The organism is Microcystis sp. MC19 (assembly GCF_003019735.1).
In the GTDB taxonomy this organism is placed as follows: Bacteria; Cyanobacteriota; Cyanobacteriia; order Cyanobacteriales; family Microcystaceae; genus Microcystis.
Genome location: NZ_CP020664.1, coordinates 3384380 through 3409339 on the forward strand (window position 1 = coordinate 3384380; position 24960 = coordinate 3409339).

Annotated in this window: 21 protein-coding genes; 9 read left to right on the forward strand and 12 right to left on the reverse strand. The window is 43.5% G+C overall.

Annotated features, from left to right (window positions below; all coding sequences use genetic code 11):
- Window positions 1-2: 2 nt before the first annotated feature.
- The 8 genes from B5D77_RS17190 to B5D77_RS17230 all read right to left on the reverse strand — a co-directional run bounded on the left by B5D77_RS17190 (window position 3) and on the right by B5D77_RS17230 (window position 8693).
- Window positions 3-1217 (reverse strand): ISL3 family transposase, encoded by a 1215-nt coding sequence (locus B5D77_RS17190; protein WP_106909280.1) that lies wholly within the window; start codon window positions 1215-1217, stop codon window positions 3-5.
- A 367-nt stretch (window positions 1218-1584) separates the two neighbouring features.
- A complete protein-coding gene (locus B5D77_RS27345; RefSeq protein WP_254052978.1) occupies window positions 1585-1773 on the reverse strand; it encodes a hypothetical protein in 189 nt (62 codons plus the stop codon).
- A 266-nt stretch (window positions 1774-2039) separates the two neighbouring features.
- Window positions 2040-2510: a PIN domain-containing protein gene (locus tag B5D77_RS17205; RefSeq protein WP_106909281.1), complete on the reverse strand. Its 471-nt coding sequence runs from the start codon at window positions 2508-2510 to the stop codon at window positions 2040-2042.
- On the reverse strand, window positions 2507-3274 hold the full coding sequence (locus B5D77_RS17210; RefSeq protein ID WP_106909282.1) for a hypothetical protein: 768 nt from the start codon (window positions 3272-3274) through the stop codon (window positions 2507-2509). The genes B5D77_RS17205 and B5D77_RS17210 overlap by 4 nt, the downstream gene beginning before the upstream one ends.
- A 167-nt stretch (window positions 3275-3441) precedes the next feature.
- A complete protein-coding gene (gene tkt, locus B5D77_RS17215; RefSeq protein ID WP_106909283.1) occupies window positions 3442-5448 on the reverse strand; it encodes a transketolase in 2007 nt (668 codons plus the stop codon).
- A gap of 82 nt (window positions 5449-5530) precedes the next feature.
- Window positions 5531-6781, reverse strand: coding sequence for a beta-ketoacyl-ACP synthase II (fabF, locus tag B5D77_RS17220; protein WP_008203201.1), 1251 nt, complete (start codon window positions 6779-6781; stop codon window positions 5531-5533).
- Window positions 6782-6850: 69 nt separating this feature from the next.
- Window positions 6851-7102 (reverse strand): acyl carrier protein, encoded by a 252-nt coding sequence (locus B5D77_RS17225; protein WP_008203202.1) that lies wholly within the window; start codon window positions 7100-7102, stop codon window positions 6851-6853.
- An 871-nt stretch (window positions 7103-7973) separates the two neighbouring features.
- Window positions 7974-8693 carry a heme oxygenase (biliverdin-producing) gene (locus B5D77_RS17230; RefSeq protein ID WP_008203209.1) on the reverse strand — a complete coding sequence of 240 codons (720 nt, stop codon included), beginning with the start codon at window positions 8691-8693 and terminating at the stop codon, window positions 7974-7976.
- Window positions 8694-9203: 510 nt separating this feature from the next.
- On the opposite strand from B5D77_RS17230, the gene B5D77_RS17235 reads away from it, so the two are divergent.
- Entirely contained in the window at window positions 9204-9944 is a 741-nt protein-coding gene (locus tag B5D77_RS17235) for a response regulator transcription factor (RefSeq protein ID WP_008203211.1), read from the forward strand.
- A gap of 279 nt (window positions 9945-10223) precedes the next feature.
- Here the strand turns inward: B5D77_RS17235 and B5D77_RS17240 are convergent, their stop codons facing one another.
- Window positions 10224-11708 (reverse strand): glutamate synthase subunit beta, encoded by a 1485-nt coding sequence (locus B5D77_RS17240; RefSeq protein ID WP_002731974.1) that lies wholly within the window; start codon window positions 11706-11708, stop codon window positions 10224-10226.
- Between the two features lie 188 nt (window positions 11709-11896).
- Window positions 11897-12736, reverse strand: a complete 840-nt coding sequence (gene ylqF, locus B5D77_RS17245; protein ID WP_008203214.1) for a ribosome biogenesis GTPase YlqF — start codon at window positions 12734-12736, stop codon at window positions 11897-11899.
- A gap of 107 nt (window positions 12737-12843) precedes the next feature.
- Here ylqF and B5D77_RS17250 point away from each other — a divergent pair, with 107 nt between their 5' ends.
- Window positions 12844-13386 (forward strand): NUDIX hydrolase, encoded by a 543-nt coding sequence (locus tag B5D77_RS17250; protein WP_106909284.1) that lies wholly within the window; start codon window positions 12844-12846, stop codon window positions 13384-13386.
- Window positions 13387-13550: 164 nt separating this feature from the next.
- On the forward strand, window positions 13551-14492 hold the full coding sequence (locus B5D77_RS17255; protein WP_008203218.1) for a hypothetical protein: 942 nt from the start codon (window positions 13551-13553) through the stop codon (window positions 14490-14492).
- Window positions 14493-14677: 185 nt separating this feature from the next.
- Here B5D77_RS17255 and B5D77_RS17260 read toward each other — a convergent pair whose 3' ends face one another.
- Window positions 14678-15619, reverse strand: coding sequence for a TIGR04168 family protein (locus B5D77_RS17260; protein ID WP_106909285.1), 942 nt, complete (start codon window positions 15617-15619; stop codon window positions 14678-14680).
- A gap of 328 nt (window positions 15620-15947) precedes the next feature.
- Here B5D77_RS17260 and B5D77_RS17265 point away from each other — a divergent pair, with 328 nt between their 5' ends.
- Window positions 15948-16145 carry a hypothetical protein gene (locus B5D77_RS17265; protein WP_106909286.1) on the forward strand — a complete coding sequence of 66 codons (198 nt, stop codon included), beginning with the start codon at window positions 15948-15950 and terminating at the stop codon, window positions 16143-16145.
- A gap of 1 nt (window position 16146) precedes the next feature.
- On the opposite strand, the gene B5D77_RS17270 is transcribed toward B5D77_RS17265, so the two are convergent.
- Complete coding sequence (locus B5D77_RS17270) at window positions 16147-17313, reverse strand: cysteine desulfurase family protein (RefSeq protein WP_008203224.1); 1167 nt, start codon at window positions 17311-17313, stop codon at window positions 16147-16149.
- Window positions 17314-17903: 590 nt separating this feature from the next.
- Here B5D77_RS17270 and B5D77_RS17275 point away from each other — a divergent pair.
- The 5 genes from B5D77_RS17275 (at window position 17904) to B5D77_RS17295 (ending at window position 24930) form a co-directional block, all read left to right on the forward strand.
- On the forward strand, window positions 17904-18497 hold the full coding sequence (locus B5D77_RS17275) for an IS607 family transposase (RefSeq protein WP_106909287.1): 594 nt from the start codon (window positions 17904-17906) through the stop codon (window positions 18495-18497).
- The gene (locus B5D77_RS17280) at window positions 18469-19707 is read left to right on the forward strand and encodes an RNA-guided endonuclease TnpB family protein (protein ID WP_046662537.1); all 1239 of its coding nucleotides are present in this window, start codon (window positions 18469-18471) and stop codon (window positions 19705-19707) included. Before B5D77_RS17275 ends, B5D77_RS17280 begins: the two co-directional genes overlap by 29 nt.
- A 765-nt stretch (window positions 19708-20472) precedes the next feature.
- The gene (locus B5D77_RS17285; RefSeq protein WP_008203233.1) at window positions 20473-21795 is read left to right on the forward strand and encodes a CmpA/NrtA family ABC transporter substrate-binding protein; all 1323 of its coding nucleotides are present in this window, start codon (window positions 20473-20475) and stop codon (window positions 21793-21795) included.
- Between the two features lie 132 nt (window positions 21796-21927).
- Window positions 21928-22755: a nitrate ABC transporter permease gene (gene ntrB, locus B5D77_RS17290; protein WP_106909288.1), complete on the forward strand. Its 828-nt coding sequence runs from the start codon at window positions 21928-21930 to the stop codon at window positions 22753-22755.
- Window positions 22756-22923: 168 nt separating this feature from the next.
- Window positions 22924-24930: a nitrate ABC transporter ATP-binding protein gene (locus tag B5D77_RS17295; RefSeq protein ID WP_106909289.1), complete on the forward strand. Its 2007-nt coding sequence runs from the start codon at window positions 22924-22926 to the stop codon at window positions 24928-24930.
- Window positions 24931-24960 lie beyond the last annotated feature (30 nt).

Below are 24960 nucleotides of genomic sequence, written 5' to 3' on the forward strand. Positions count from 1 at the left end.
AATCAACAGACAAGATGCCAAGATAACATACTTCTAACCCAAAAATTCCGAAAGTTTCTAAAGCCATAGCCTCGCCGTTTTATTAGTTTAAGTTTATTGTTGATTCCCTCGACTACCCCATTCGTTGTTCTTCGCTCGAAATAACTAATGATTTCTCCAAACCAGTTTCGGATTGTTTGACAACTCTTGGTAAAAACACTGGAGGATTTTGCCAACCATTCCGAGATAGATAGCAGTCCTTCTGTCGGATTCTCTGAGGTTTCATAAATCTTTCTGAATTCTTCCTTTACTTCCTGCATCTTTTTCAAATTTGGCCAATTTTCTTTGATAGCTTCTAGTTTAATTTTTTGGGGTTCCGTTAAATCTTCTTCATTTTTTAACAGGCTATATTTACTTCGCTTTAAAACTTCTAGCTTTGCTTCTTTTTTCGCTTTCTGTTTTTTATTTTTCCGCGCTTCTACGGCTCTTTTTTCCGCTCTTCTCTGTTCGTCTAACTCTTGATTAATTTGTTTCATTACATGGAATCTATCAGCGACTACCTCGGCCGACGGCATCAATTCTTTTACCAGATTTTTATAGGACAACCAAAGATCTATGCTTACTTCTTCAATTTGCTCTAACACCTCTTTTCCCCAGCCTGTAAGCGTTTTTCTCAACTCCTCTTGTGTTCGCTTCTCTAGAATAGCTATTAGTTTTCCCGTATCTAAATTTACTAAAACCGCACAGTAATTTTTTTGCCCTTTGACTAGAGCGATTTCATCAATTCCTAGTCTTTTTAATTCCGATAGGTCTGGCTCTGTAATTTCTTCGGCAATGTCCTCTAGAATTCTTTGAATCTCTTCTTCCGTTACGTCATTTCTTCGACTAATATTTAAAATATCTCCTTCTTTTAATTGTTCGAGTATATTCTCGGCTAGTCTTTTCGTATAGGTTCGTTTACTGGCGACAAAATCTAACTCTTCACTAAAGGGTTTTCGACAATTATCGCACTTAAATTGACGACGATTAACTTGTAGGTACACTGGTTGTCCTGAGATTGGTAAATCTTTGACTAAATGTCGATGATTTTGGTGTAGTTTATCGCTCTCTAACCCACAACGAGGACAGATTACTTTTTGATTTTTCGATTCAATTCGGAAGACTATACCGATATTTTCTAGATGTCGATAGCCTTGAATAGAGGTTCCTTTTAGGTTCAAAAATTTGTCAAGTATCATAATTAAAATACTCTGGTTTTTGGCTATTATATCAAATCTTAACTCAATTGTCTATCTTTTGGCATTAACCTGTTTGTGCCTTAAGTCCTTCCCCGTATGGATTTCAGCTACTTTTGAGATTAAGTACTCTCATCGAATTTTATTTTAAGTTAATTATTTGCATAACAATTCCCGAAGAGCCGATAATGAATGGAATTACACTATTAATCGAACTGATAATCAAAAAAATGGTTTAAAATTAGAACATGGTTATCAGAGTGAAAAACGCAAGGGCAAGGAGGTATTTATTGCTAATTATGATCTTCAGAAACCTGCAAGATTTACACCTCTACAATTAAGTTTATTCGATGTATCTTGATTCCTAATTTTAATCAAGTAAATCCTCTATTTTTTCGATCGGGAGCCATGGTTGTAGAGGTTCAGCCGTATTAACATCAAAGAAAATTTTGGGATAATTAGGGATGAAATTACAGTTGTTATCGTGGCATTTCTGGCGAGAACAATTGATATGATTGGTTTGATTTGCTGTTAAATCTTTACTTCTGGCAACGTACATTTTTAAAAGGGCTTCTTCTTGATTATTAATATTAATTTTGCTTAAAAATATTTGCTCTTTTGGTGTGGGCTTCCCAACAAATAGTCCCGTTTCTAAATTGGTCTAAAAAAAAGCATTGGCAAGAGATGTAATCACTAAATCAAAATCTGTTTCAATATATTGATCTTTGTGAATATTGATGCTTGTTGAAGGTATTCCTATCAATTTAGACCTTTTGTGTTCGGTAATTCGATTTGTAATTTTCCTGCGCGAGAATGGGTATTTTTTTAAAAAAGATCAAGTTGAACTTCAAAAAAAGGTTTTCTAATTATTAAAGGAGGATCACCGATTTCTCCAGAGAGTTTCAGCAAGTAGTCATCAAAAGTATCTAAAACATCCACTCTGGCTTTAATTGAAGTCGCCACATGAGTGGCATCTTGAGGTTTTAGTGCCTGATATTGCCACATCAATTCTCTGGCTAGTTCGCCAACTTTTCTGTCCACATCATAAATATAAATCCACTCATGTCGGAAAAAATCTCTGATTTTTTCCTCACTTTCTTTAGGTAATTTTGGCTGTCCTTTTTCTAATTTCACCACTTCAATAAAAGTAAGAGCAGAAGTCACAATTATTACCTGACCATTTTCAGCTGCTTTGAGAACAGAAATACAATCATTAATTTTATCCTTTTCATTTTTCAGGAAAGCTAAAAAAACACAAGAATCCCAGTAGTGTAGCTTTTTTGTTGGACGAATCAATTACTTCCTCCCAAAATTCCGATCATTTCCTCAATGCTAGGTAAATCTTTTTCCTGAGGAAAAAGATTAATTGACTCAACTTTAATACCGATTTTTTCCCCATCTTCTCTAGAGGTAACTATCCCCGATACAGAGACTCTTTTTTCTAGATATTCTTTGATATTATCAAGTAAATTTGGTTCAAAGTAACATTTAACACCCTTATTAGTCAATAAATTGTAAACTCTAAAAATAGGTTGACGACTTACATCAATAGCTTTAAGCACACCTTCTACAGTACCAAAACTTTGATATTTTCCCCCGATAATTTCATCAACATTAGCAATCAAAGCTTGATTCAAGTCGATACACCTCGAATCAAAGCCCAATTGCACCATAAACTCATCTCTTTCTTTCAATATTGCTAATGATCGCGCACTTTCTAAAGCTCGATCAGAAAAATACTTAGGGCGAATCGGATGTTCTAAAATTGTTACTATTCCCCTTTCTACAGTCTTAATAACTTCAGAAATTTGACTAGGTGTAATCTGATCTTGAGGCATTCCTTCTAAAGTAAGATGAATGCTGCCACTATGAATTTGAGAGATTCTCCAATTTATCAGGGGGCGATTTTTGTTAGCAAGGGTTTTATCTACTTCATGGAGTAGTATTGCTAATTGTTCTTGAGCCTTGATAAATTTATCAAAAGACAACAGTGAGCCTTCTATATCTAGTGTTAGGCTCTTGATTGTTTCCTTCGATATAGGGCTTTCCCCTTTAGTCATGGCTCTAGGAATCGTGATAATTATCTCAAGTGTAAAGGTTTTGGCTAACTACTAAAGCTTCCTACTTTACATTTTTACATGAACTAACCCTAAAGCCTAAACTAGGTTGACCTATAACCACAAAAAAACCCGCTTGCGCGGGCTTTTTCCACAAAATCAAAGTTTAATTAACCTAACAACGCTTTTGCCTTCGCTACCACGTTATCCACGGTAAAACCGAACTTCTCTAGAATCACACCCCCCGGAGCAGAAGCGCCGAAGGTATCAACCCCCAACACATCCCCCTCATCGGTGATGTAGCGATGCCAACCCATGGTTGAACCGGCTTCCACCGCGAGACGTTTTTTCACTGCTTTCGGCAGTACCGATTCTTTGTATTCTGCCGATTGTTCCTCGAATAGCTCCCAACAGGGCATAGAAACGACGCGAGCTTTAATTCCTGCTTCTTTCAACACCGCAGCCGCTTTATCGCAGAGATACAACTCGCCACCCGTACCGATGAGAATGACATCGGGAGTACCTTCACAATCGGTGATAACATAAGCACCTTTAGCCACACCCTCGAGGGAAGTTCCCGCTAAATTGGGCAGATTTTGACGGGAGAGAGCCAATAAAGTCGGGCGTTTCTTTTCGCTCACCGCTACTTTATAAGCACCGGAAGTTTCCGTACCATCTCCCGGACGCATGACTAAGAGGTTAGGAATAGCGCGCAGAGAAGCAACGTGTTCCACGGGTTGGTGAGTCGGTCCATCTTCCCCTAGGGCAATGGAATCGTGAGTCATTACCCAGATGACGCGAGTTTCTGACAAGGCCGATAAACGGATAGAATTCCGCATATAGTCGGTGAAAATCAGGAAAGTCGCCCCGTAGGGAATCAATCCCGTGTTATGGAGAGCAATACCGTTACAAATCGCCCCCATCGCGTGTTCCCTTACGCCAAAATGGACGTTACGCTCCTGATAACTGCCTTTTTGGAAATTACCAAAATGCTCTAATTCCGTGTAGTTAGAGTGGGTTAAATCCGCCGAACCACCGATTAAACCGGGTAAAACCCCCGCAAGGGCATTTAAGCAGATTTCCGAGTGTTTACGACTAGCCAGCGCCTTATCTTCGGGTTTATAAACCGGTAAAGCTTGCTCCCAACCTTCCGGCAGTTGACCGGTGGTTAACTGTTCAAATAAAGCCGCTTCTGCGGGATATTTGGCCTGATATTCGTTAAATAACTTATTCCAGTCCGTTTCTGCCGTCGCTCCCTTGTCCACTGCTTGCCGGAAACGATTTAACACCTCATCGGGAACCACAAACGGCTCGTATTCCCAACCTAATGCTTTCCGGGTTAACTCGATTTCCGTTGCTCCTAAAGCTGCCCCGTGAACATCGGCGGTATTAGACTTATTGGGGGAACCATAACCGATAGTGGTGGTGATTTTAATCATCGAGGGTTTATCGGTGACAGCTTTGGCAGCAGCGATCGCATTGGCAATGGCATCTAAATCGGTGTTACCATTCTCGACGTGCTGAACGTGCCAACCGTAGGCTTCAAAACGCTTGCTCACGTCTTCGGTGAAAGCGATATCGGTGGAACCATCGATCGAGATATGGTTATCATCGTAGAGAGCGATTAACTTGCCTAAACCCCAGTGACCGGCTAAAGAACAAGCTTCCCCGGAAATTCCCTCCATATTGCAACCATCACCCAAAATGACATAGGTGTAATGGTCGATAATTTTGGCATCCGGTTTGTTGAAACGGGCTGCTAAATGGGCTTCTGCTAGGGCCAAACCCACACCATTGGCAATCCCTTGACCCAGGGGACCGGTGGTCACTTCCACCCCTTCCGTGACGAAATTTTCGGGGTGGCCGGGGGTTTTCGATTTCCACTGCCGGAATTGTTTAATTTCCTCTAGGGGAACGCTATCGTATCCGGTCAGGTACATCAAAGCGTACTGCAGCATACAACCGTGACCGGCGGAGAGAACAAAACGATCGCGATTGACCCATTGGGGGTTTTTCGGGTTAAAACGCAGGAATTGATCCCAGAGAACAAAGGCCATGGGAGCGGCTCCCATGGGCAGTCCGGGGTGTCCGGATTTAGCTTTTTCTACGGCATCCACCGCTAAAAAACGCACCGCATTAATACAAAGTTCTTCGAGGGATTGGGAGGCGACAACCATAATGTTTTTTAGAATGAACTACAAAAATAAGACCAGGTTAAAGAGGGAGCCACTCACAGATTACTCTTTCAGGGGCATCGACTCAAGCATATTTTCTAAAAGCTAAGGTGACGTTATGGCCACCAAATCCAAAGGAGTTGGAGAGGGCAGCGTTAACTATCTGCTGACGACTTTCGTAGGGGACGTAATCAAGATCACAATCGGGGTCAGGATTGTCCAGATTGAGCGTCGGGGGAATCCGATCATTAGCGATCGCCATGACCGTGGCCACGGCTTCAATACCGCCAGAACCGCCTAAAAGGTGGCCTGTCATCGATTTGGTGGAACTGATGGGGATTTGGTAGGCCGATTCTCCTAAAGCTTTTTTAATCGCCTTGGTTTCCGTGGGATCATTGGCCCCTGTACTGGTTCCGTGGGCGTTGATATAGCTAATTGCCGCCGGAGTCAAACCGGCATCTTTGATCGCTAATTCGATCGCTCTGGTGGCTCCACGACCATCTGGAACCGGTGCGGTCATGTGATAGGCATCGCAAGTCAGACCATAACCGATCATTTCGGCGTAAATCCGCGCCCCACGGGCTAAGGCCGTTTCTAATTCCTCTATAATCAAAATTCCTGCCCCTTCCCCCATAACAAAACCATCCCGATCCTTGTCAAAGGGACGACTGGCCCGGGTGGGGTCATCGTTGCGGGTGGACAGGGCCTTAGCGGAGGCAAAACCGGCCAATCCTAGGGGGGTAACGGCGGCTTCCGTCCCACCGCAGATCATCCCTTTGGCTAAACCCCTTTGTACTAGACGAAAAGCATCGCCGATGGCGTTGGAACCGGCAGCGCAAGCGGTCACGGTGCAGTTACTCGGTCCTTTGGCCCCCGTGTGGATGGCGGTTAAACCAGCGGCCATATTGGCAATCATCATCGGGATCATGAAGGGACTACACCGGCTCGGACCTTTTGTCAAGTAAATTTCCTGTTGATCCTCCAGCACTTTGATGCCGCCTACGCCCGTACCGATTAGTACGCCTATATCATCGGCATTGAGAGCGTCGATAACTAATCGAGAATCTTGCAGCGCTTGCAAACTAGCGGCGACGGCAAATTGAGCGAAACGGTCCATGCGCTTTGCCTCTTTGCGATCCACATAGTCGTGGGGGTCAAAACCCCGCACTTCCCCAGCAATGCGACAAGCGTGACGGGAGGCATCAAAGTGGGTAATTAAACCAATGCCACTTTTGCCGTTGATTAAGCCTGTCCAATAGTCTGCTAGATTATTGCCGAGGGGAGTGATCGCACCCATCCCCGTTATGACAACCCTTTTTAATGGCAATTCTGTCATGTTTGTTCAAAAATAAGGGCAGATTTTGCCCCAGATATTTAATTCTAATTGTCAATTTTCCCGCAATAACTAGGCGGTTGCTCCTACTTTCTCGCTAATATAATCGACAGCTTTGCCTACAGTGTCAATTTGTTCGGCTGCGTCGTCGGGAATTTCAATATCAAATTCTTCCTCTAAAGCCATCACTAACTCGACCACATCAAGGGAATCAGCTTTCAGATCATTAGCAAAGCTTGCTTCGGGGGTAACTGTACCCAGATCCTCTACTTCTAATTGTTCCACAACAATTTTTTTAACTCGATCGAAAATTTCTGTACTCATGGATGTCAATTTTTATCCGCTGGTTTACCTGACTCTAGCCTCTAGGGTCTGGGGAAATGGGGCGGTGTTGCCATTTCCGACAATAAATTTCGGTTAGCTTTTTCACTGACCATTTTTCATCTTACTGGAAGTTGTTCCCCTCTTGATGAAGTTTTTTCGCGATCATCGGGGAAGTGGGGAAGTGGGGTGTGGGAATTATGAATTATGAATTATGAATTATGAATTGGGGAGGTGGGGAAGTGGGGAAGTGGGGTGTGGGAATTATGAATTATGAATTGGGGAGGTGGGGAAGTGGGGAAGTGGGGAAGTGGGGAAGTGGGGTAGTGGGGTAGTGGAGCATTTGGATGAAATTTCCCTAAACCCCTAAATCCCTATCACCCCAAAACCCTATCACCCTGACTCCTATCTCCTGAATAAAAAGCCAAAATATAACGGATAACTCCGAAATTCAGATAATAATCATCGGAAATTTTGGGTCTGAAACCCCGCCGTTCTAGGTTGGCTTTACGTTAGAATTAAAAGGCCAGTCTCGAAAACCAAGTGGACGGCGCAGCACCTTGAAAACTCGGCTTAGGGGGTTCCGACCAGAAAAGCTTGGCCGGGTAAAAAGTCGCGCGCAACAAGTACAAGAAGCTATAGGCGGTCAACGTACCGTGGGACACACGGAATCGGGCTTCTGAAATGGGGCGAAAGTCTGTGGACTCTGTGTAAGACAGTACATGGTTTTTTAACTGTGGTATGCGACGGTGGTGGAAGCAGAAACTTAAATCGTGAGGTTTAGGAATCGCCGCACTTTTAGGGCGGCGAGGATGTCAAGGCTAACCATTACCCCAATTCCAGAATTTCCGTTTTTTTTAGGTTTTCTTGACTACTATTCGGCGGTGGCCAATCCGGTTTCGGTGCTGCCGGTGCCGCGACGACGGGTGAGAGTATTAAAGAGCATAATTCCGATCGCTTTGATCAGATTACCTTCCAACTCTTGGAACATTTTCATGTTCATGCCAAAAGCGGCGTTAGCTTCGGTGACAATGCGATCAGCCATGGCTTGATCTACTGGTAACTCGTCGAGGGTTTGACGATAGTGGTTTTTATAGGCTTTTTCGTCGGGAATATCTTTAAAATCATAGAAAGCTGTGCCACCAGTTTCCAGATTCATCGCTTTTTCGGCGATTTTTTTCAAGATTTGCCCCCCGGACAGATCGCCGAGATAACGGGTATAGGAATGAGCGACTAATAATTCGGGTTCTGTTGTGGCGATTTCCCGAATCCGGTCAACGTAGGCCTGACCTGCGGGAGATAAAGCGATCTCGTTGCGCCAATTTGGACCATAATAAAAATATAAATCCTGTTCTAGCGCATTTTTGCGATTGAGTTCGGTAAAACAGATTTTAGAAACGACGGGATGACTACGAAGTTTTTCCATCTCCTCCTCCATGGCCGAATAGACGAAGTAGAGGTTAGCCACCAGTTTGCGATAGGAAGTTTTTTCTACCACCCCCTTGAGAAAACACTTGACAAAACCGACGTTTTCTGCCATGGTGTGGGATTTTTTCGTGCCTTCCCGCAGTTGAGTTGATAAATTAACGCTCATATTATGATCACCTGTTTGGATGAGTGGAATGGATCGGGTTCGTTACAGATGCTTACTAAAACCGCCTATTTTGGTAGATTAAACTGAATCGAACGGTAATTTTATTAAGAATTTTTACAGTGCCGCCAGGGGAGCTGAGGGGGAAAAGTTAGGTCTAGAAGGACTTTGCCGCCGCTTGAAACCGCTATCGAGCCAGATGGCGCAATTGTAAAGATTAGTGAAAAACGGCTGCCTAGGTGAGCTTGGGGCGAGAGAGCGCATAATTTAGCACCAATATCAATTCTCGCCCAACATTCTTCACACTTCTTAGAAATTCTTAACATTCAGGAGACTTATATCAGCAAAATTTCACAAATTAAAACCGAATTTAGCAATCATGCTTATAATCAGTACAGGATTCTTTATGTTTCGCCAAACTCAACCCCTTGAGAGACAAAGCCATAGTTGCGATGTCAGCGAGAACACATTTAGCAACCCCCTACCCAAACCCTTAGTCATAACACTCTGGTAATGCCCCGAATACTTGTAATCGATGATGATCCTGCAATCGCGGAATTAGTCTCCATCAACTTGGAGATGGCGGGTTATGACGTTAATCCCGCAGAGGACGGGATTAAAGGCCAGGCCTTGGCCGTCCAGTTACAACCCGATTTAATCATGCTGGATTTAATGTTGCCCAAAGTCGATGGTTTTACCGTCTGTCAGCGTTTGCGACGAGATGAACGCACAGCAGACATCCCGATTTTGATGCTCACAGCCTTGGGACAAACCCAAGATAAAGTGGAAGGTTTTAACGCCGGTGCCGATGATTACCTGACCAAACCTTTCGAGGTGGAGGAAATGTTAGCTAGGGTGCGCGCCCTGCTCAGACGCACCGATCGCATTCCCCAAGCCGCTAAACACTCAGAAATACTCAGTTTTGGACCTTTAACCCTGGTTCCCGAACGTTTTGAGGCGGTCTGGTTTGAAGGTGTGGTCAAGTTAACCCATCTAGAATTCGAGTTACTCCACTGTCTTCTCCAACGTCACGGTCAAACCGTTTCCCCCAGTGATATTCTCAAGGAAGTCTGGGGATACGATCCCGATGACGATATCGAGACTATTCGGGTTCATATTCGCCATCTGAGAACGAAACTAGAACCGGATCCCCGTCATCCTCGCTATATTAAAACCGTTTACGGTGCGGGTTATTGTCTGGAGTTACCCACCAATGAACAGGTGGTGCTTGATTCATCGGCGGCAACAGTTTAAACAGGGAGCAATTGTCTAAATAGGCAATAGGGACAATTGTTTCCTCCCTCCTCCTCCTCTTCTCTTATGTTAGTTAGGGTTGGCTGAATAAATCTAAAAACCTTGTTGAATAAGACTTTTAGACTTTTTTCCCCTCAAAAAGTGCCAGCCATTGCGGGGATTGGGGGGAAAATTCAGGGACTTTTTCCCTGAAAATTAGGTAAAACCCTACACCCCACACCCCACACCCCACACCCTGCCCCCACAAAAAACTTTTTGCCGCAAACCCTAACTACTGGTTTAAGGTAAATCCGTCGCCCCCATCAAAAAGCGATCGCATTCCCTGGCAGCCCCGCGGCCTTCATTAATCGCCCAAACCACCAAACTTTGACCACGACGACAATCCCCCGCTGCAAAGACTTTCGGTAAGCTAGTGGCAAATTGACCGTGTTCGGCCTTGATATTGCTGCGGGCATCCTTTTCTAAGCCTAAATCATCGAGTAAAGGCTGTTCTGGTCCCAAAAATCCCATGGCCAATAGAACTAACTGCGTCGGGATGACTTTTTCTGTTCCTGCCACCGGTTGGGGGATAAACTGCCCTTTTTCGTTGCGTTGCCATTCCACCTGTACCGTGTGAATCCCCGTCACGTTGCCCTCGCTATCCCCCTCGAATTTAGTCGCTGTGGTGGTATAAACCCGGGGGTCATCGCCAAAACGTGCGGCCGCTTCCTCTTGTCCATAGTCCAGACGGTAGATTTTCGGCCATTCGGGCCAGGGATTATCGGCGGCCCGTTCCCGGGGCGGTTGCGGCATAATCTCTAATTGAGTGACGCTACGGCAGTTATGACGCAGGGAAGTCCCCACACAGTCGGTTCCCGTGTCACCACCACCGATAATTACCACGTCTTTACCCGCGGCCGAGATAAAATCCTCCCCCGGCTGTCCGTCTAGTAGTGCCTTTGTATTAGCGGTGAGAAACTCCATGGCGAAGTGAATGCCCTTTAATTGGCGACCTTCGATGTTTAAATCCCGGGGTTTGGTGGCCCCGGTACAGATAACCACGGCATCGTATTCGTTTAATAGGTCTTGGCTGCTGATATCCTTGCCCACTTCCGTGTTACAGACCATTTTTACCCCTTCCTGTTCCAGCATCTGGAGACGACGCAGAACCACTTCTTCCTTATCTAACTTCATGTTGGGGATGCCGTACATCAACAGGCCGCCGGGGCGATCGGCCCGTTCATAAACTGTCACCCAGTGACCGGCTTTATTTAACTGGTCGGCGGCTGCTAATCCAGCAGGTCCAGAACCGATCACGGCCACTTTTTTGCCGGTACGGATGGCGGGGGGATTGGCAGTAATCCACCCAGATTCCCAGCCTTTGTCAATAATCGAACATTCAATATTTTTGATCGTAACGGGGGGATTATGAATACCGAGAACACAGGAACCCTCACAGGGGGCGGGGCAGACTCTACCGGTAAATTCGGGGAAATTATTGGTTTTATGGAGGCGATCGAGGGCTTCTCGCCACAATCCTCGATAGATTAAATCATTCCATTCGGGAATCAGGTTATTAATCGGGCAACCACTGGCCATGCCACTAATTAGGGTTCCCGTGTGACAAAATGGTGTACCACAATCCATACAACGGGCGGCCTGATTGCGGAGTTTATCTTCTGGCATGGGAAGATGAAACTCATCCCAATTATGAAGGCGATCGAGGGGGGTAAGTTCGGAAGGAAGTTCACGCAGGAATTCGATAAAGCCAGTCGGTTTGCCCATAGTCTTTGTTATCTCTGTCGTTTATTCCCTATCTTCCTTCACAGTTCGATCGATCCTCGCAACTTTACCGATTTCTTTAATCTTATCTGAAACTCAGTGGACTAACAGGCGGTAATTTTGACCAATTCGGGAATTAACCGGTCTATTAGCGGCGACTATTGACCTAATTGAGTTAAAAACAGGCTATTTCAAGAGGAAGGGGGCAATTCTAAGGGGATAGCCCCGATTATTCCCTTCCGAAAATCATTGAGTAACTGCATGGCTGCCCTTTCTTTATCTTCTTGATATTTGAGATTGGCCAATTTTTCGATAAAATCCTCCCCGGTCATGTCTAGGGTATTCAACCCATAACGAGATTGTAAAAGTCCTTCATAGTTTAATTCTACTAATAAATCGACAAAAGCCGCCCCTATCCTTTGGTTATCATAACCAGCATCCCCAATATCCTCACAGATAGCTAATTTCACCGCATCCTTTTGATTATCTAAACGGGAAGGGATCACCCCCGGCGCGTCTAATAATTCTAAGGTGTCGGAAATTCTTACCCATTGTAATTGTCGCGTTACTCCGGCCCTGCGGGCGCTGGCAACGACTTTTCGCCCTAATAAGCGGTTAATTAGGGCAGATTTACCCACATTGGGAAACCCAATCACCACGGCGCGCACTGGACGGGGTAACATTCCTCTTAGTTGGCGTTTTTGGTTAATTGCATCGCCAATTTTTTCCGCCGCTTTGATAATTGCTTTAACTCTTTCTCCCTGTTTAGCGTTAGTAAAATAGACGGTTTCTCCTTGACTTTTAAACCATGTTACCCATTGTTGCTGGGCAGATTCGGGAATCATATCGAGACGATTTAAGATTAATAAGCGCGGTTTATTGCCAATCCAATCGTCCACCTGGGGATGATGGGAAGCCAAGGGAATGCGAGCATCGCGCACTTCTAGAACCACATCCACGAGTTTAAGATGTTCCTTGAGTTTTCTTTCCGCTTTGGCAATATGACCGGGATACCATTGAATTAACGACATGGGAGATGGGAGTATAAAATTAGATCTTATCAGAAATAGTCCCTAGATAGCTATAATTATCTGAGAAAGAGTTTAGTAATTTCACTGCAATTATAACAGGATTGTCGATGACTAATTTAAAAAAATGGCAAATTATTAAATCTGAGCTAGTTTTTCATAATCGTTGGTGTCAACTCCGTCAAGATGCGGTGAAGTTATCCTCTGGACAAGTTATCGATGATTATTTTGTTAATATTCGTCCTGAAATTGTGTTAGTTGTTCCAGTTACTGGGGATAATCAATTAGTTTTTGTTCGTCAATATCGTCACGGGGTTAAGGAAATTTTATTGGAATTTCCTGCCGGAGCAGTAGATGCGGGTGAAGATAATATTACTGCGGCAGCGCGTCGAGAATTCGAGGAGGAAACTGGTTATCAAAGTGATTCTCTAATCCCTCTAGCTGTTTTGTATGATAATCCTGTTAAAGATACTAACAGAATTCATATTTTTTTGGCTCTTAATGCTACTCCCACCAGTCAACAAAAGTTAGATGTTACCGAGGAAATTGAAGTTATTCTTCGACCTTTACAGGAAATTAATCCCCAAGAAATTACTGTCTCTGGTAGTTTAGCTGCTTTCTATCTAGCGAGGGATTTTTTAAAGCAAAATTAAGGAGTTATAGCAGTTATATTAATAGGGAGCCAGTTGTCAGGAGATTATTTTTATTTATTCTCCCCAATTCATAATTCATAATTCATAATTCATAATTGACAATTCATAATTCATAATTCATAATTCATAATTTATAATTCCCACTGTCTATGAGTAATTTTTTTATGATTGCTGGCTTTATTCTATCAGCTTATGCAATCGTTGCTAACGATTCCCTACAAACTTTAGGTACTTTTTTAAGTGCCAATGAAGAACGTCCCTGGTGGATTTTATGGCTGTATTCCAGCATAATCTTAGCTTCGATTTTTATCGCTGGTTGGTACATTAATCAGGGAGATGTGGCCTATAATCGACTAGAAATGATTCCCTTCCCGGAAAATTTTACTTGGATTTATATCGTTCCTCCCCTGGCAATTTTAATTCTCACCACTTGGGGAATACCCGTGAGTACAACCTTTTTGGTTTTAACAGTTTTTGCTCCCCAATCTCTAGATGAAATGTTAATTAAATCCGCTTGGGGTTATGCTCTTGCTGTTATAGTGGGGTTAGTCATCTATCGAATTATTTATCGATTAGAAAACTTTTTCCTAGAAACAGTTAATAAAGAACCTGAAAAAATCTGGGTAGTTTTACAGTGGTTATCCACCGGGTTTCTCTGGAGTCAATGGTTAATACAAGATTTCGCTAATATTTTCGCCTATCTTCCCAGAAAGTTAGCGGCAACATGGTTAGTTTTATCTCTAACAGTTATGCTACTCCTGCAAACCATCATTTTTATTAATTATGGGGGTCAAATCGAGAAAATTGTCACTAGCAAAACTAACGCCCATGATCCGCGTTCTGCAACAATTATTAACTTAATTTATGGCTTAATTTTACTGTTTTTTGTTGGCTATAATCATATTCCCATGAGTACCACTTGGGTATTTTTAGGTTTATTAGGAGGTCGAGAAATTTCTCTGACTTTAACCAGAGAAACCCCTAATTTAGCCGCCACAGGTAAACTGGTTTTCGGGGATGCCTTGAAAGCTTTTATCGGTATGATTGTTAGTGTTGCTATCGCTCTTGCTTTACCTCTACTCGCTCAAAAACTTAACTATCTATAGGGAATTATGAATTATGAATTATAAATTATGAATTATAAATTATGAATTATAAATTATGAATTATAAATTATGAATTGGGGAGCTTTTTTTCAGTTATCAGTAAACAGTTAACTGAAACCTGACATCTGATAACTGATATTAGTGGTTGTACCGCATAAGATTAAGAAAAGGTCTATTTTCAAAACTTAAGAATAACAAGATTGGGGAGATAGGCGATCGATTGATGACCCGGAGTGATAAAGTTTTCTATTACTGATAATCTCAAAATTATCGTTCAACCAGATTAAAGATGCTTCTGTGACTAGACCTTCTTCAAGAGTGACTAGGGAAAAATTGCGAGATTTACCCGTATCGGAGTGGAGAATGCGAGGGACACTGGCAGCATTCAGATAAACAGTTCCCATCTCGGAAGTGACCACGGGATTGCGTAAACGGGAAGTAGTATGACGGAGACGGTGGTGCATATGACCGAAACTGACGAGAGGAACCTGTTTTCCTAATAGCTGTGCTTGTTCGATGGCCGCTGCTAAATCCGGATCCCCGTGGTCCCCTCCCAAGGGTTGCCAATCGCGACCACAGATAGCTTCCGCTTCCTTTCCCAGTCCGGCCGGACCATTGTGACCTAAAAAAATCAGGTTATTATAGGCAGTATCTTGAATATTAGCGATAATTTTGGCAGTAGATTCGGCAAAACTGCTGATATTATAGCGTTCTTGAAAAAATTCTCCATTTTTCCACTCGGAACCTCCCCAAGTAAAGGGACGACCCCCAACAATCGAAAGCTCTAAACTGGGTAGGTCTAGTTTTGAGTAACCCACATGAGCAACCCCTAATAATTCTAACTGAGCGGTGACACGATCTTCTTTATCGCGATCGTAGGGACATTGCTTTCGTCCCCAGGGGGTGGCACTATACCAAGCGTCATGATTACCGAGAATAACGGCTTTTGGTAAGGACAAACTGGCAATCCGACCGACAATTTCTAGGGATTCATTGCCAAAATCCCCCACAAATAGGGCTAAATCCACTTGTAAAGCTTCTAGAGCTAAATTATCTTCTATTTCCCATTGGTCGTGAATGTCACCGATGACGGCGATTTTATAGGTGCGAGGGAAAGAACTTACCATTACCAGTTATCAACTATCATGTACCAGTAACGATCATAACTAGGATTGGCCGAATAAATAGACCTCTTGCAAAAATCAAAAATCTTCCTTTAGGTGAGGAGTCAGGAGCCAGTAGTCAGTAGTCAGGAGAATTAAGAATGAGCATTAATCAATTAAATGCTCTATTTAGTGATTTTATGCAATTTTATGCTTGTTTTTCTCATTTTTGCCCTCTCAAAAATTAATTATAGCAATTCTCTGGTAAAGATGTAAAGATTTCAAACAAAGTTACCCACAGTCATCGGTTTTTTTGTAAATTTAGATACAGAATTATCAGGGTGATCTGTGTATGTCTTTACTACAATCTCGCACTACTGCCGTTGTTACTCGCCCCCAAGCAAACACATGGGTACAACTCAGAATGCTCCCCTCTCCATACAGCTTTGATGAAGCGCTACTACTCTGTGAACAGGATCAGGGCCGTTGGGTGGCATGGATTCCCGATTTTGGCGAAATTATCTTGATCGAAGGACAATTTGAGGGATAAACTAACTCTTGCTAACAATTAAGGCAGATAAACAGCGATCGATCACTTGTTTTAATACTAGAGCCGTCCAATCGATATCGGCGGCGCTGGTGTCCCTTCCCAGGGTTAAACGAATTCCCGCTAGTGCCTCTTGATCGCTGTAGCCCATAGCTTTTAAAATTGGACTGGGGGAAAGTTTGCCACTATGACAGGCGGATCCGGAACTAATGCCGATTCCTGCTAAATTAAGCTGACGAACTAGCTGTTTTCCCGTGATTCGACTGTCATCGTCGGGACGGACAATAAAGCTGACGTGGTGGGGTAAACGATAGAATCGGTCCCCCGTGGGCAGCAGATAAGGATAATCGGCTAAGAGGTCAAATAATCGATCTCGCAGGGCGATTAAACGCATTTTTTCGCTAATTAAGTCTTTTTGGGCTAATTCAGCCGCTAAACCGAAAGATGCGATCACTGGTACGGCTGGGGTTCCCGATCGCAGACCTTTTTCCTGGCCACCGCCCCGCAGTAATGGTAAAATATCGACGCCGGCTCTGATGTATAAAGCTCCCGATCCTTGCATTCCATAAATTTTATGGCTAGAAAGAGATAATAAATCTACGGGCAGTTTCCGCACATCAATATCGCATCTTGCCGCCACCTGCACCGCATCGGTGTGAAAAAGCACTCCCCTTTCTCTGGCAATGCTGCCCAATTCTTCAATCGGTTGTAGGGTTCCCACCTCACTTTGTCCGTAAATAATGGAAATTAAGACCGTATCGCTTTGAATTGCGGCTTTTAAGTCTAAAGGATTAACCCTACCTTGACGATTGACGGGAAGACGAGTAATTTGCCAACCTTGCTGCTCTAATTGTTTACAGGGTTCAGCGATCGCCGAATGTTCCACACTAGAAATAATTATATGACGGGGGCGGTTATACTGTTGAGCAACCCCGATAATCGCTAAATTATCGGCTTCCGTGCCGCCAGAAGTGAAGATAATCTGGTCTGGATTGGCATTAATTAACCCTGCTACCTGTTCTCTGGCCATTTCGATGACTGTCGCCGTATCCTGGCCCCAAGTGTGTAAACTGGAGGGATTGCCCCAATGATGCTGGAGAATAGTGGCAACCCGCTCGATTACTTGGGGATGAGTGGGGGTAGTGGCACTATAGTCAAGATAAATTTGCATTATTTTACAATCTGGGCAATGAGAGCCAAGGACAAGCAGCTATTTTCAGTTTAGCGGCTTAGGTTTAACACTCGATCGATTGGCTCTCCCAGCTTTGGTGGGTAAAATGTATTCTAAGATACATTTCTCAAGAGCGAGGGGGTGGAACGAACCACAAAGACACAAAGGACACAAAGATCGATCGATCCTATGTCAATTAAACTTATCACACAGAACCTAGAAGAGCCATCGATTGTCGGGGCGGTTAAATCTTTCCCTGTTAAAAAGCAGAGATGCCGATTAAAGCATCCCCACAGAGTCGATTTTACCTCTCTTCTGTCAATCTCGGCAGAAGACCAGCAAAAGTCATCCCAAAGACAGAGCAAATATCGTCAACAATCAAAGTCATGAAACCGTTCTAATACTCAATCCGTTGAGTATCGGCTACATATCAAGAGAGGCACTCATGCAAGAGGCACTCAGGCAAAACGGAGAATAAATAATCAGTTTTTAATAACCAGATTTAGTATTGTAAAGTTTTGTAAAAAGTATATGCAAATGACTGCAAACAACTGCTAATATGGTTAGTGCAAGTTTACATTGCAGTTCACATGAAACTATCAGATTATGCTAAGAAAAAAGGGATCAGTTATGACACTGCTTGGAGAATGTGGAATCGAGGGCAGTTACAAGGAGAACGTCTTCCTACAGGAACAATTATTATTTTTGAAGATGACCGTTCTTGCGGTGAAAATAAAGTAGCTATTTATGCGCGAGTTTCTAGTTCAGAAAATCAATCTAACTTAGAGACTCAGGCAAAAAGATTGGAAGCTTATTGTATTGCGAAAGGCTATCAAATTGTTCGAGTAGTTAAAGAAGTAGGAAGTGGAGTCAATGATCATCGAAAGCTATTATTAAAACTTCTAGAACAAACTGATTATAATTTGATTGTCGTAGAACATAAAGATCGTTTAAGCAGAGTAGGGTTTAATTATCTGAAAGTTCTTTTAACTCAAACAAATAGAGATCTAGAGGTCGTTAATCTAGCAGAAGAAAGAAAAGACGATTTAATGGAAGACTTCGTGAGCATAATTACCTCATTTTGCGCTCGATTATACTCATTAAGACGACGAAATAGAAAGAGAGAATGTTTAATTAAATGCCTTGAGGAGAATGATGAAATTAGTTCAAAAACATCTAATTAAATTTAATCACAAAAATTATTCAGTAATTGATAAATTAGGATTTTTATCGAAGAATCTGTATAATTGTGCTGTTTATTTAAACCGTCAAGTTTTCTTTTCACATCAACCATTTTTAACAATGACTGAGTTACATCATGCCTTAAAAATGAGTCCAGATTATCAAGCCTTACCCGCCAAAGTAAGTCAGTTAGTATTAAAGCAAGTAGAAAAAACCTTTAAATCCTACCAAAAAGCGAAAGAACAATACAAAAAATCGCCAGATAAATTTACAGGAGAGCCTAAGTTGCCAAGATACAAAGACAAGGAAAAAGGTAGAAACGTTTTAACTTATAACTATCAAGCCATTTCTAAAAAAGCGTTGAAGCAAGGTTTAATCAAGCTATCAGGGACTAATTTAGAATTTAAAACTAATTTAAAGGAAGTTTTAGAGGTCAGGATTATTCCTAAATTGGGTGCTTATTGTTTAGAGATTGTCTATGAACAACCATCCTCATCAAGTCAAGAGGGAGAAAGATATGCTTTTATCGATTTAGGCTTAAATAACCTAGCTGCTGTTACCTCTAATATTCCCGAATTTCAGCCAACTTTAGTATGTGGAAAAGCCTTAAAATCCTGCAATCAAAAGTACAACAAGACACTAGCTAAACTCAAATCGGAATTACCCAGTCTACAGAAGACCAGTAAAAGAATACAAGGTTTAACTTTAAAGCGTAATTGCCAGGTGGATTATTACCTCCACACCGCTAGTAAATATATTATTGATAAATTACTAGCTCATCAAATTAACCTTTTAGTTATTGGTCATAATCAAGGCTGGAAACAAAACATTAATATTGGAGATAGAAATAACCAGTCATTCGTAAATATTCCTCATTCAAGGTTGATCGAACAACTTACCTATAAAGCAAATTTAGTAGGAATAGAGGTCAAAACAACTAATGAAAGCTATACCTCTAAATGTAGTTTCTTAGACTTAGAGTCTATTCAAAAGCAAAAAAGCTATTTAGGCAAGAGAATTAAAAGAGGACTATTCAGAAGCTCGTCGGGTTATTTCTATGGAGCAGATATTAATGGTTCCTTAAATATTGGAAGAAAGGTAGTCGGAGAGGCCGCCTTTAGCGGGAATCCGATAGAGAGGTTCGTAGTTAACCCAGTACGGGTCAAAGCGTACAAAGCTAATTCTAGATGCAATATTTGCGTACAGAATTAGTAACTATAACTCCCACTATTGACGATATCCCTAAGCATCTAATCAAGGGGAAACATCGATCATAATATGCTTTTGCCCTTGGCAAGTGCCAACGCATAACAGAGATTGTCTCAAGCTAGTCTCGTCGCTAATACTTGCGGCGATTTTTCAGTTATCGGTAAACATTAACCGGTAATCAGTCAAGGGCAAACTCAAATCTGATACTAAATCCGTTGAGTATAGGCTACTTATCAGGATAGGCAAGAGGCAAGAGGCAAGCGGCAAGAGGAGGAATAGATAATCAGTCTTTAATAACTGGATTTAGTATGATAACTGATTCAAGATAGCTAAAAAAACCCCATCGCCCTACCATGCGTTTCAGACAAATTTTTATGCTTTTATTACATGGCTGACAATATTTTGTAACAATCTATACTATCTTTCCCGTTGAAGACTGTAAATTTAAGTTAATTACTTCGGTGATAACCCTAAAATAAACTGATCTTTCTAGCCCAGATGACCAAAAACCGCCCCTATCTATCTATCCACTCCTCAAAACTGTTATGCTTCTAGAAAAAATCTCTTAGACAAAAACTACTGCTAAATCTCCCCAGATGGAGAAGCAAAAGCGATCGAGAGATAAAAATAGTCAAAGCCTCCTTACTGAATCAACAGTTACTTTCAAGAAATTTTCTCGGTTATCACCGCAGTCAGTTAGGGGAAATAATGAGAATTTTTCACCGTTTCATCACCTTTGTTTAGTTTCTAATCACGATTTTTTAGTCCATGAGTAAACTTTCTAGACGTAGATTTATCTTCACTGCCGGGGCAACTGCCGTAGGAACAGCAATTCTCCACGGTTGCGCCACTCCCAATAATACCGCGACCAGTCCCTCCCCGGCCGGCAGTCCTGCTGCTTCCCCCGCTGCCGGTGGAGAAACTCCCGAAGTCACCACCGCCAAACTAGGTTTTATTGCTCTCACTGACTCGGCACCTTTAATTATCGCCAAAGAAAAAGGTTTATTCGCTAAACACGGGATGCCCGATGTGCAAGTGATGAAACAAGCTTCTTGGGCTGCAACCCGCGATAACCTCGAACTCGGTTCGGCGGGTAACGGTATCGATGGGGCGCATATTTTATCCCCCATGCCCTACCTAATGACCTTGGGCAAAATCACCAAACAGCCCGTACCAATGTATATTCTGGCGCGTTTGAATACCAACGGTCAAGCGATTTCTGTGGCTAACGAATACATGGATCTAAAAGTTGCCCTCGATAGCGGTGTACTGAAAGAATCCTTCGCTAAAGCTAAATCTGCCGGCAAAGAAGTTAAAGCCGCCGTCACTTTCCCCGGTGGTACTCACGATCTCTGGATGCGCTATTGGTTAGCCGCCAGCGGCATCGATCCGAATAAAGATCTATCCCTAATTGTTGTTCCTCCGGCACAAATGGTGGCTAACATGAAAGTCGGCACGATGCAAGCTTTCTGTGTGGGGGAACCTTGGAACGCCCAATTAGTTAACAAAAAACTCGGTTATTCGGCCTTGATTACTGGGGAACTGTGGAAGGATCACCCCGAAAAAGCTTTCGCTTTACGCGCCGATTGGGTGGATAAAAATCCCAAAGCGGCAAAAGCTTTAACTATGGCTGTTCTGGAAGCGCAGCAATGGTGCAACGATCCCGCTAATGTTAAGGAAATGTGCGAGATTATTTCAGGACGGGAATGGCTGAAAATTGACCCCGCCGATATCTTGGGCAGAATGCAAGGTAATATCGATTTCGGTGATGGTCGCAAAATCGAAAATAGCCCCGTAGCCATGAAATTCTGGGCTGATAACGCTTCCTATCCCTACAAGAGTCATGATACTTGGTTTGTGACTGAAGACATCCGTTGGGGCTATATTCCCGCCGATACGGACATCAAAGCTTTAGTTGATAAGGTTAACCGGGAAGATATCTGGAGAGAAGCCGCCACAGCCCTCAATGTTCCGGCTGATCAAATTCCCACCTCTACCTCTCGCGGTGTGGAAACTTTCTTTGATGGCGTGAAATTTGATCCCGAAAATCCCACCGCTTACCTGAAATCTCTCAAGATTAAAAAGGTTTAAATCAGTGTTCAGTGATCAGTAACCCGTCAACAGTTAAAGATGATTTTCTGATAACTGGTAATCAATAACTGATAACTGAACCACTCAACCACTGATAACTGATAACTGATAACTGATAACTGATAACTGATTATGGCTGTTTCTATTTCTCGTCGTTCTCAAGGTACAAAATGGGTAAAAGACCTGAAAAAAAAATTATCCAAACTAGCAACTTCGGCGATTGCTTTATTAATTTTCCTCCTCCTCTGGCAAATAATCTGTTTTAGTCCCGATGCCCCCCTCCCTAGTCCCACCAAAGTGGTTAGCGATACCTGGGAATTAATTATTAATCCCTTCTTCAATAATGGTGGCACGGATGTGGGGTTATTCTGGCAAATTTTCGCCAGTTTACAACGGGTGGCTGTCGGTTTTACCCTTGCCGCTATTGTCGGCATCGCCGTGGGAATTTTAATCGGTAGTAGCGCCCTAATTTATGATGCGATCGATCCAATTTTCCAAATCCTGCGTACCGTTCCCCCCCTAGCTTGGCTACCCATCTCCCTCGCGGCTTTTCGTAATAACGAACCTAGTGCCATATTTGTAATTTTTATTACAGCAATTTGGCCAATTATTATTAACACAGCCGTGGGAGTACAACAGGTTCCCCAAGACTATAAAAACGTCTCTAGAGTGCTAAAATTATCCAAAGTTGAATACTTTTTCAATATTCTTTTTCCCGCCACCGTTCCCTACGTTTTCACGGGATTAAGAATCGGTATCGGTTTATCTTGGTTGGCGATTGTAGCGGCGGAAATGCTGATCGGTGGCGTGGGAATTGGCTTCTTTATCTGGGATGCTTGGAATAGTTCCATGATCAGTGAAATTATCCTCGCTCTGATTTATGTGGGTATTGTTGGTTTCTTACTCGATCGCCTCATGGCCTACATCGCTAAATTAGTTGTACCCGAAGAAAATAAATAGGGTTTGCGGCAAAAAGTTTTTCGGTGGGGGCAGGGTGTGGGGTGTGGGGTGTGGGGTGTGGGGAGCTTTTTAAGTAAACAGTAAACAGTAAACTAAAAACTCACATCTGATAACTGATAACTGATAACTGATAACTGATAACTGATAACTGATAACTGATAACTGAAAATGTCTGCATTTATTGAAGTCGATCACATTGATAAGGTTTTCCCTCTGCCCGATGGCCGTCAATATATCGCCCTGAAAAATATCGATCTCAGCGTTACTAAAGGGGAATTTATCTCTTTAATCGGTCACTCCGGTTGCGGGAAATCCACCCTCTTAAATATGGTCGCCGGACTCGATCGCCCGACGGTGGGGGGGGTGATTTTAGAGGGAAGAGAAATTAAAGATCCTGGACCCGATCGCATGGTGGTGTTCCAGAATTATTCGCTGCTGCCTTGGTTAACCGTCCGGGAAAATATCGCCCTAGGAGTTAACCGCGTGCTGCGTCATCTACCGGCTGCTGAACGCAAAAGTGTCATCGAACATAGTATCGATATGGTACACCTGCGCCATGCCGCCAACAAACGACCGGGAGAATTATCGGGAGGCATGAAACAACGGGTTGCGATCGCCCGTGCTTTAGCTCTACGGCCAAAAGTCCTGCTACTTGATGAACCCTTTGGGGCGCTGGATGCGTTAACCAGAGGCAATTTACAGGAACGTTTGATGGAAATCGTCGAGGAAAGCCACGTTACCTGTATCATGGTCACGCACGATGTGGATGAGGCCCTATTACTATCCGATCGAGTGGTGATGTTAACCACCGGTCCGGAGGCCCATATCGGTCAGATTCTCGATGTTCCTATTCCCAGGCCCCGGCATCGTTTAGAAGTAGTTAACCATCCCAGTTACTACTCCCTCCGTAACGAGATCGTTTATTTCCTCAACCAACAGAAGCGAGCGAAGAAAGTCGGTCAACCCACCGGAGCGGTGACGCTGATCGGCCAAGCTACCGGACTGAAAACCAATCCCACCATCGGTTTTATCCCCCTCACCGATTGCGCCCCGATTATTATCGCCAAAGAGAAAGGTTTCTTCGCTGAGGAAGGATTAGAGAATGTTGTCCTGCAAAGGGAACCCAACTGGAAAGCGCTCGCCCAAGGGGTAGCTACCGGTCGTCTCGATGCGGCCCAGATGGTGGCGGGAATGCCCCTCAGCATGACCATTGGGGCTGGCAATAAGCCCTCTGTCCCCGTGATTAGCGCTTTGGTACTCAGTCGCAACGGTAACGCCATCACCCTCAGCAATAAATACAGGGAATTGGGGGTAGAAAAACTGGAGGACTTAAAGGGGGCCCTCCTGCAAAGTCCCGATAAAATCGCCACTTTCGGCATGGTTCACCCCGCCTCCATGCACAATCTGCTGTTACGCTACTGGTTAGCTAGTGGCGGCATCGATCCCGATAGTGATGTAAATTTAGCCGTAATTCCGCCGCCTCAAATGGTTTCCTTGCTAAAAGCGGGTAATATCGACGGTTATTGTGTGGGGGAACCCTGGAACTCCTACGCCGTTCACGAAAAATTAGGCTACGTTATCGCCACCGATCTTGATATTTGGCCCGGACACCAGGAAAAAGTCCTCGGGGTCAGGGAAACTTGGGCGGCGAAACATCCCGAAACCCATATCGCCATGGTGAAAGCTTTAATTAAAGCCTGTGAATACTGCGATGATCGGCGTAATCGAGAAGAAATAGTCAATATTCTCAGTCAGCCCCAGTATGTGGGCGTGGATAGGGCAATTATCCGCCCCGGTTTCCTCGATGGTTATGATCGCGGTTTAGGAACTGCCCCCGAACCCCTATTCCGATTTAATCAGTTTTACGTCGATCAAGCTAACTGTCCGGGCCGCAGTGAGGCCCTATGGACCCTAACTCAGCTGGCCCGTTGGGGTTACGCGCCTTTCCCCCGCAACTGGGTAGAAGTGATTGAACGCGTCCGTCGTCCCGATCTGTTTGGCGAAGCTTGCCGGTCTCTGGGCCTTCCCGATTTGGAACCCGATCGCCACAGTTTTGCCCTCTTTGATCATCTTATTTTCAATCCCGACGATCCGATCGGCTATCTGGAACGTTTCTCGATCCGTCGCGATTATCGCGTCTCAGAAGTTCTCCTCGATGATCCCGTGACTAATTAATGGTTGTGGTGGGCTTTGCCCACCTTAAAA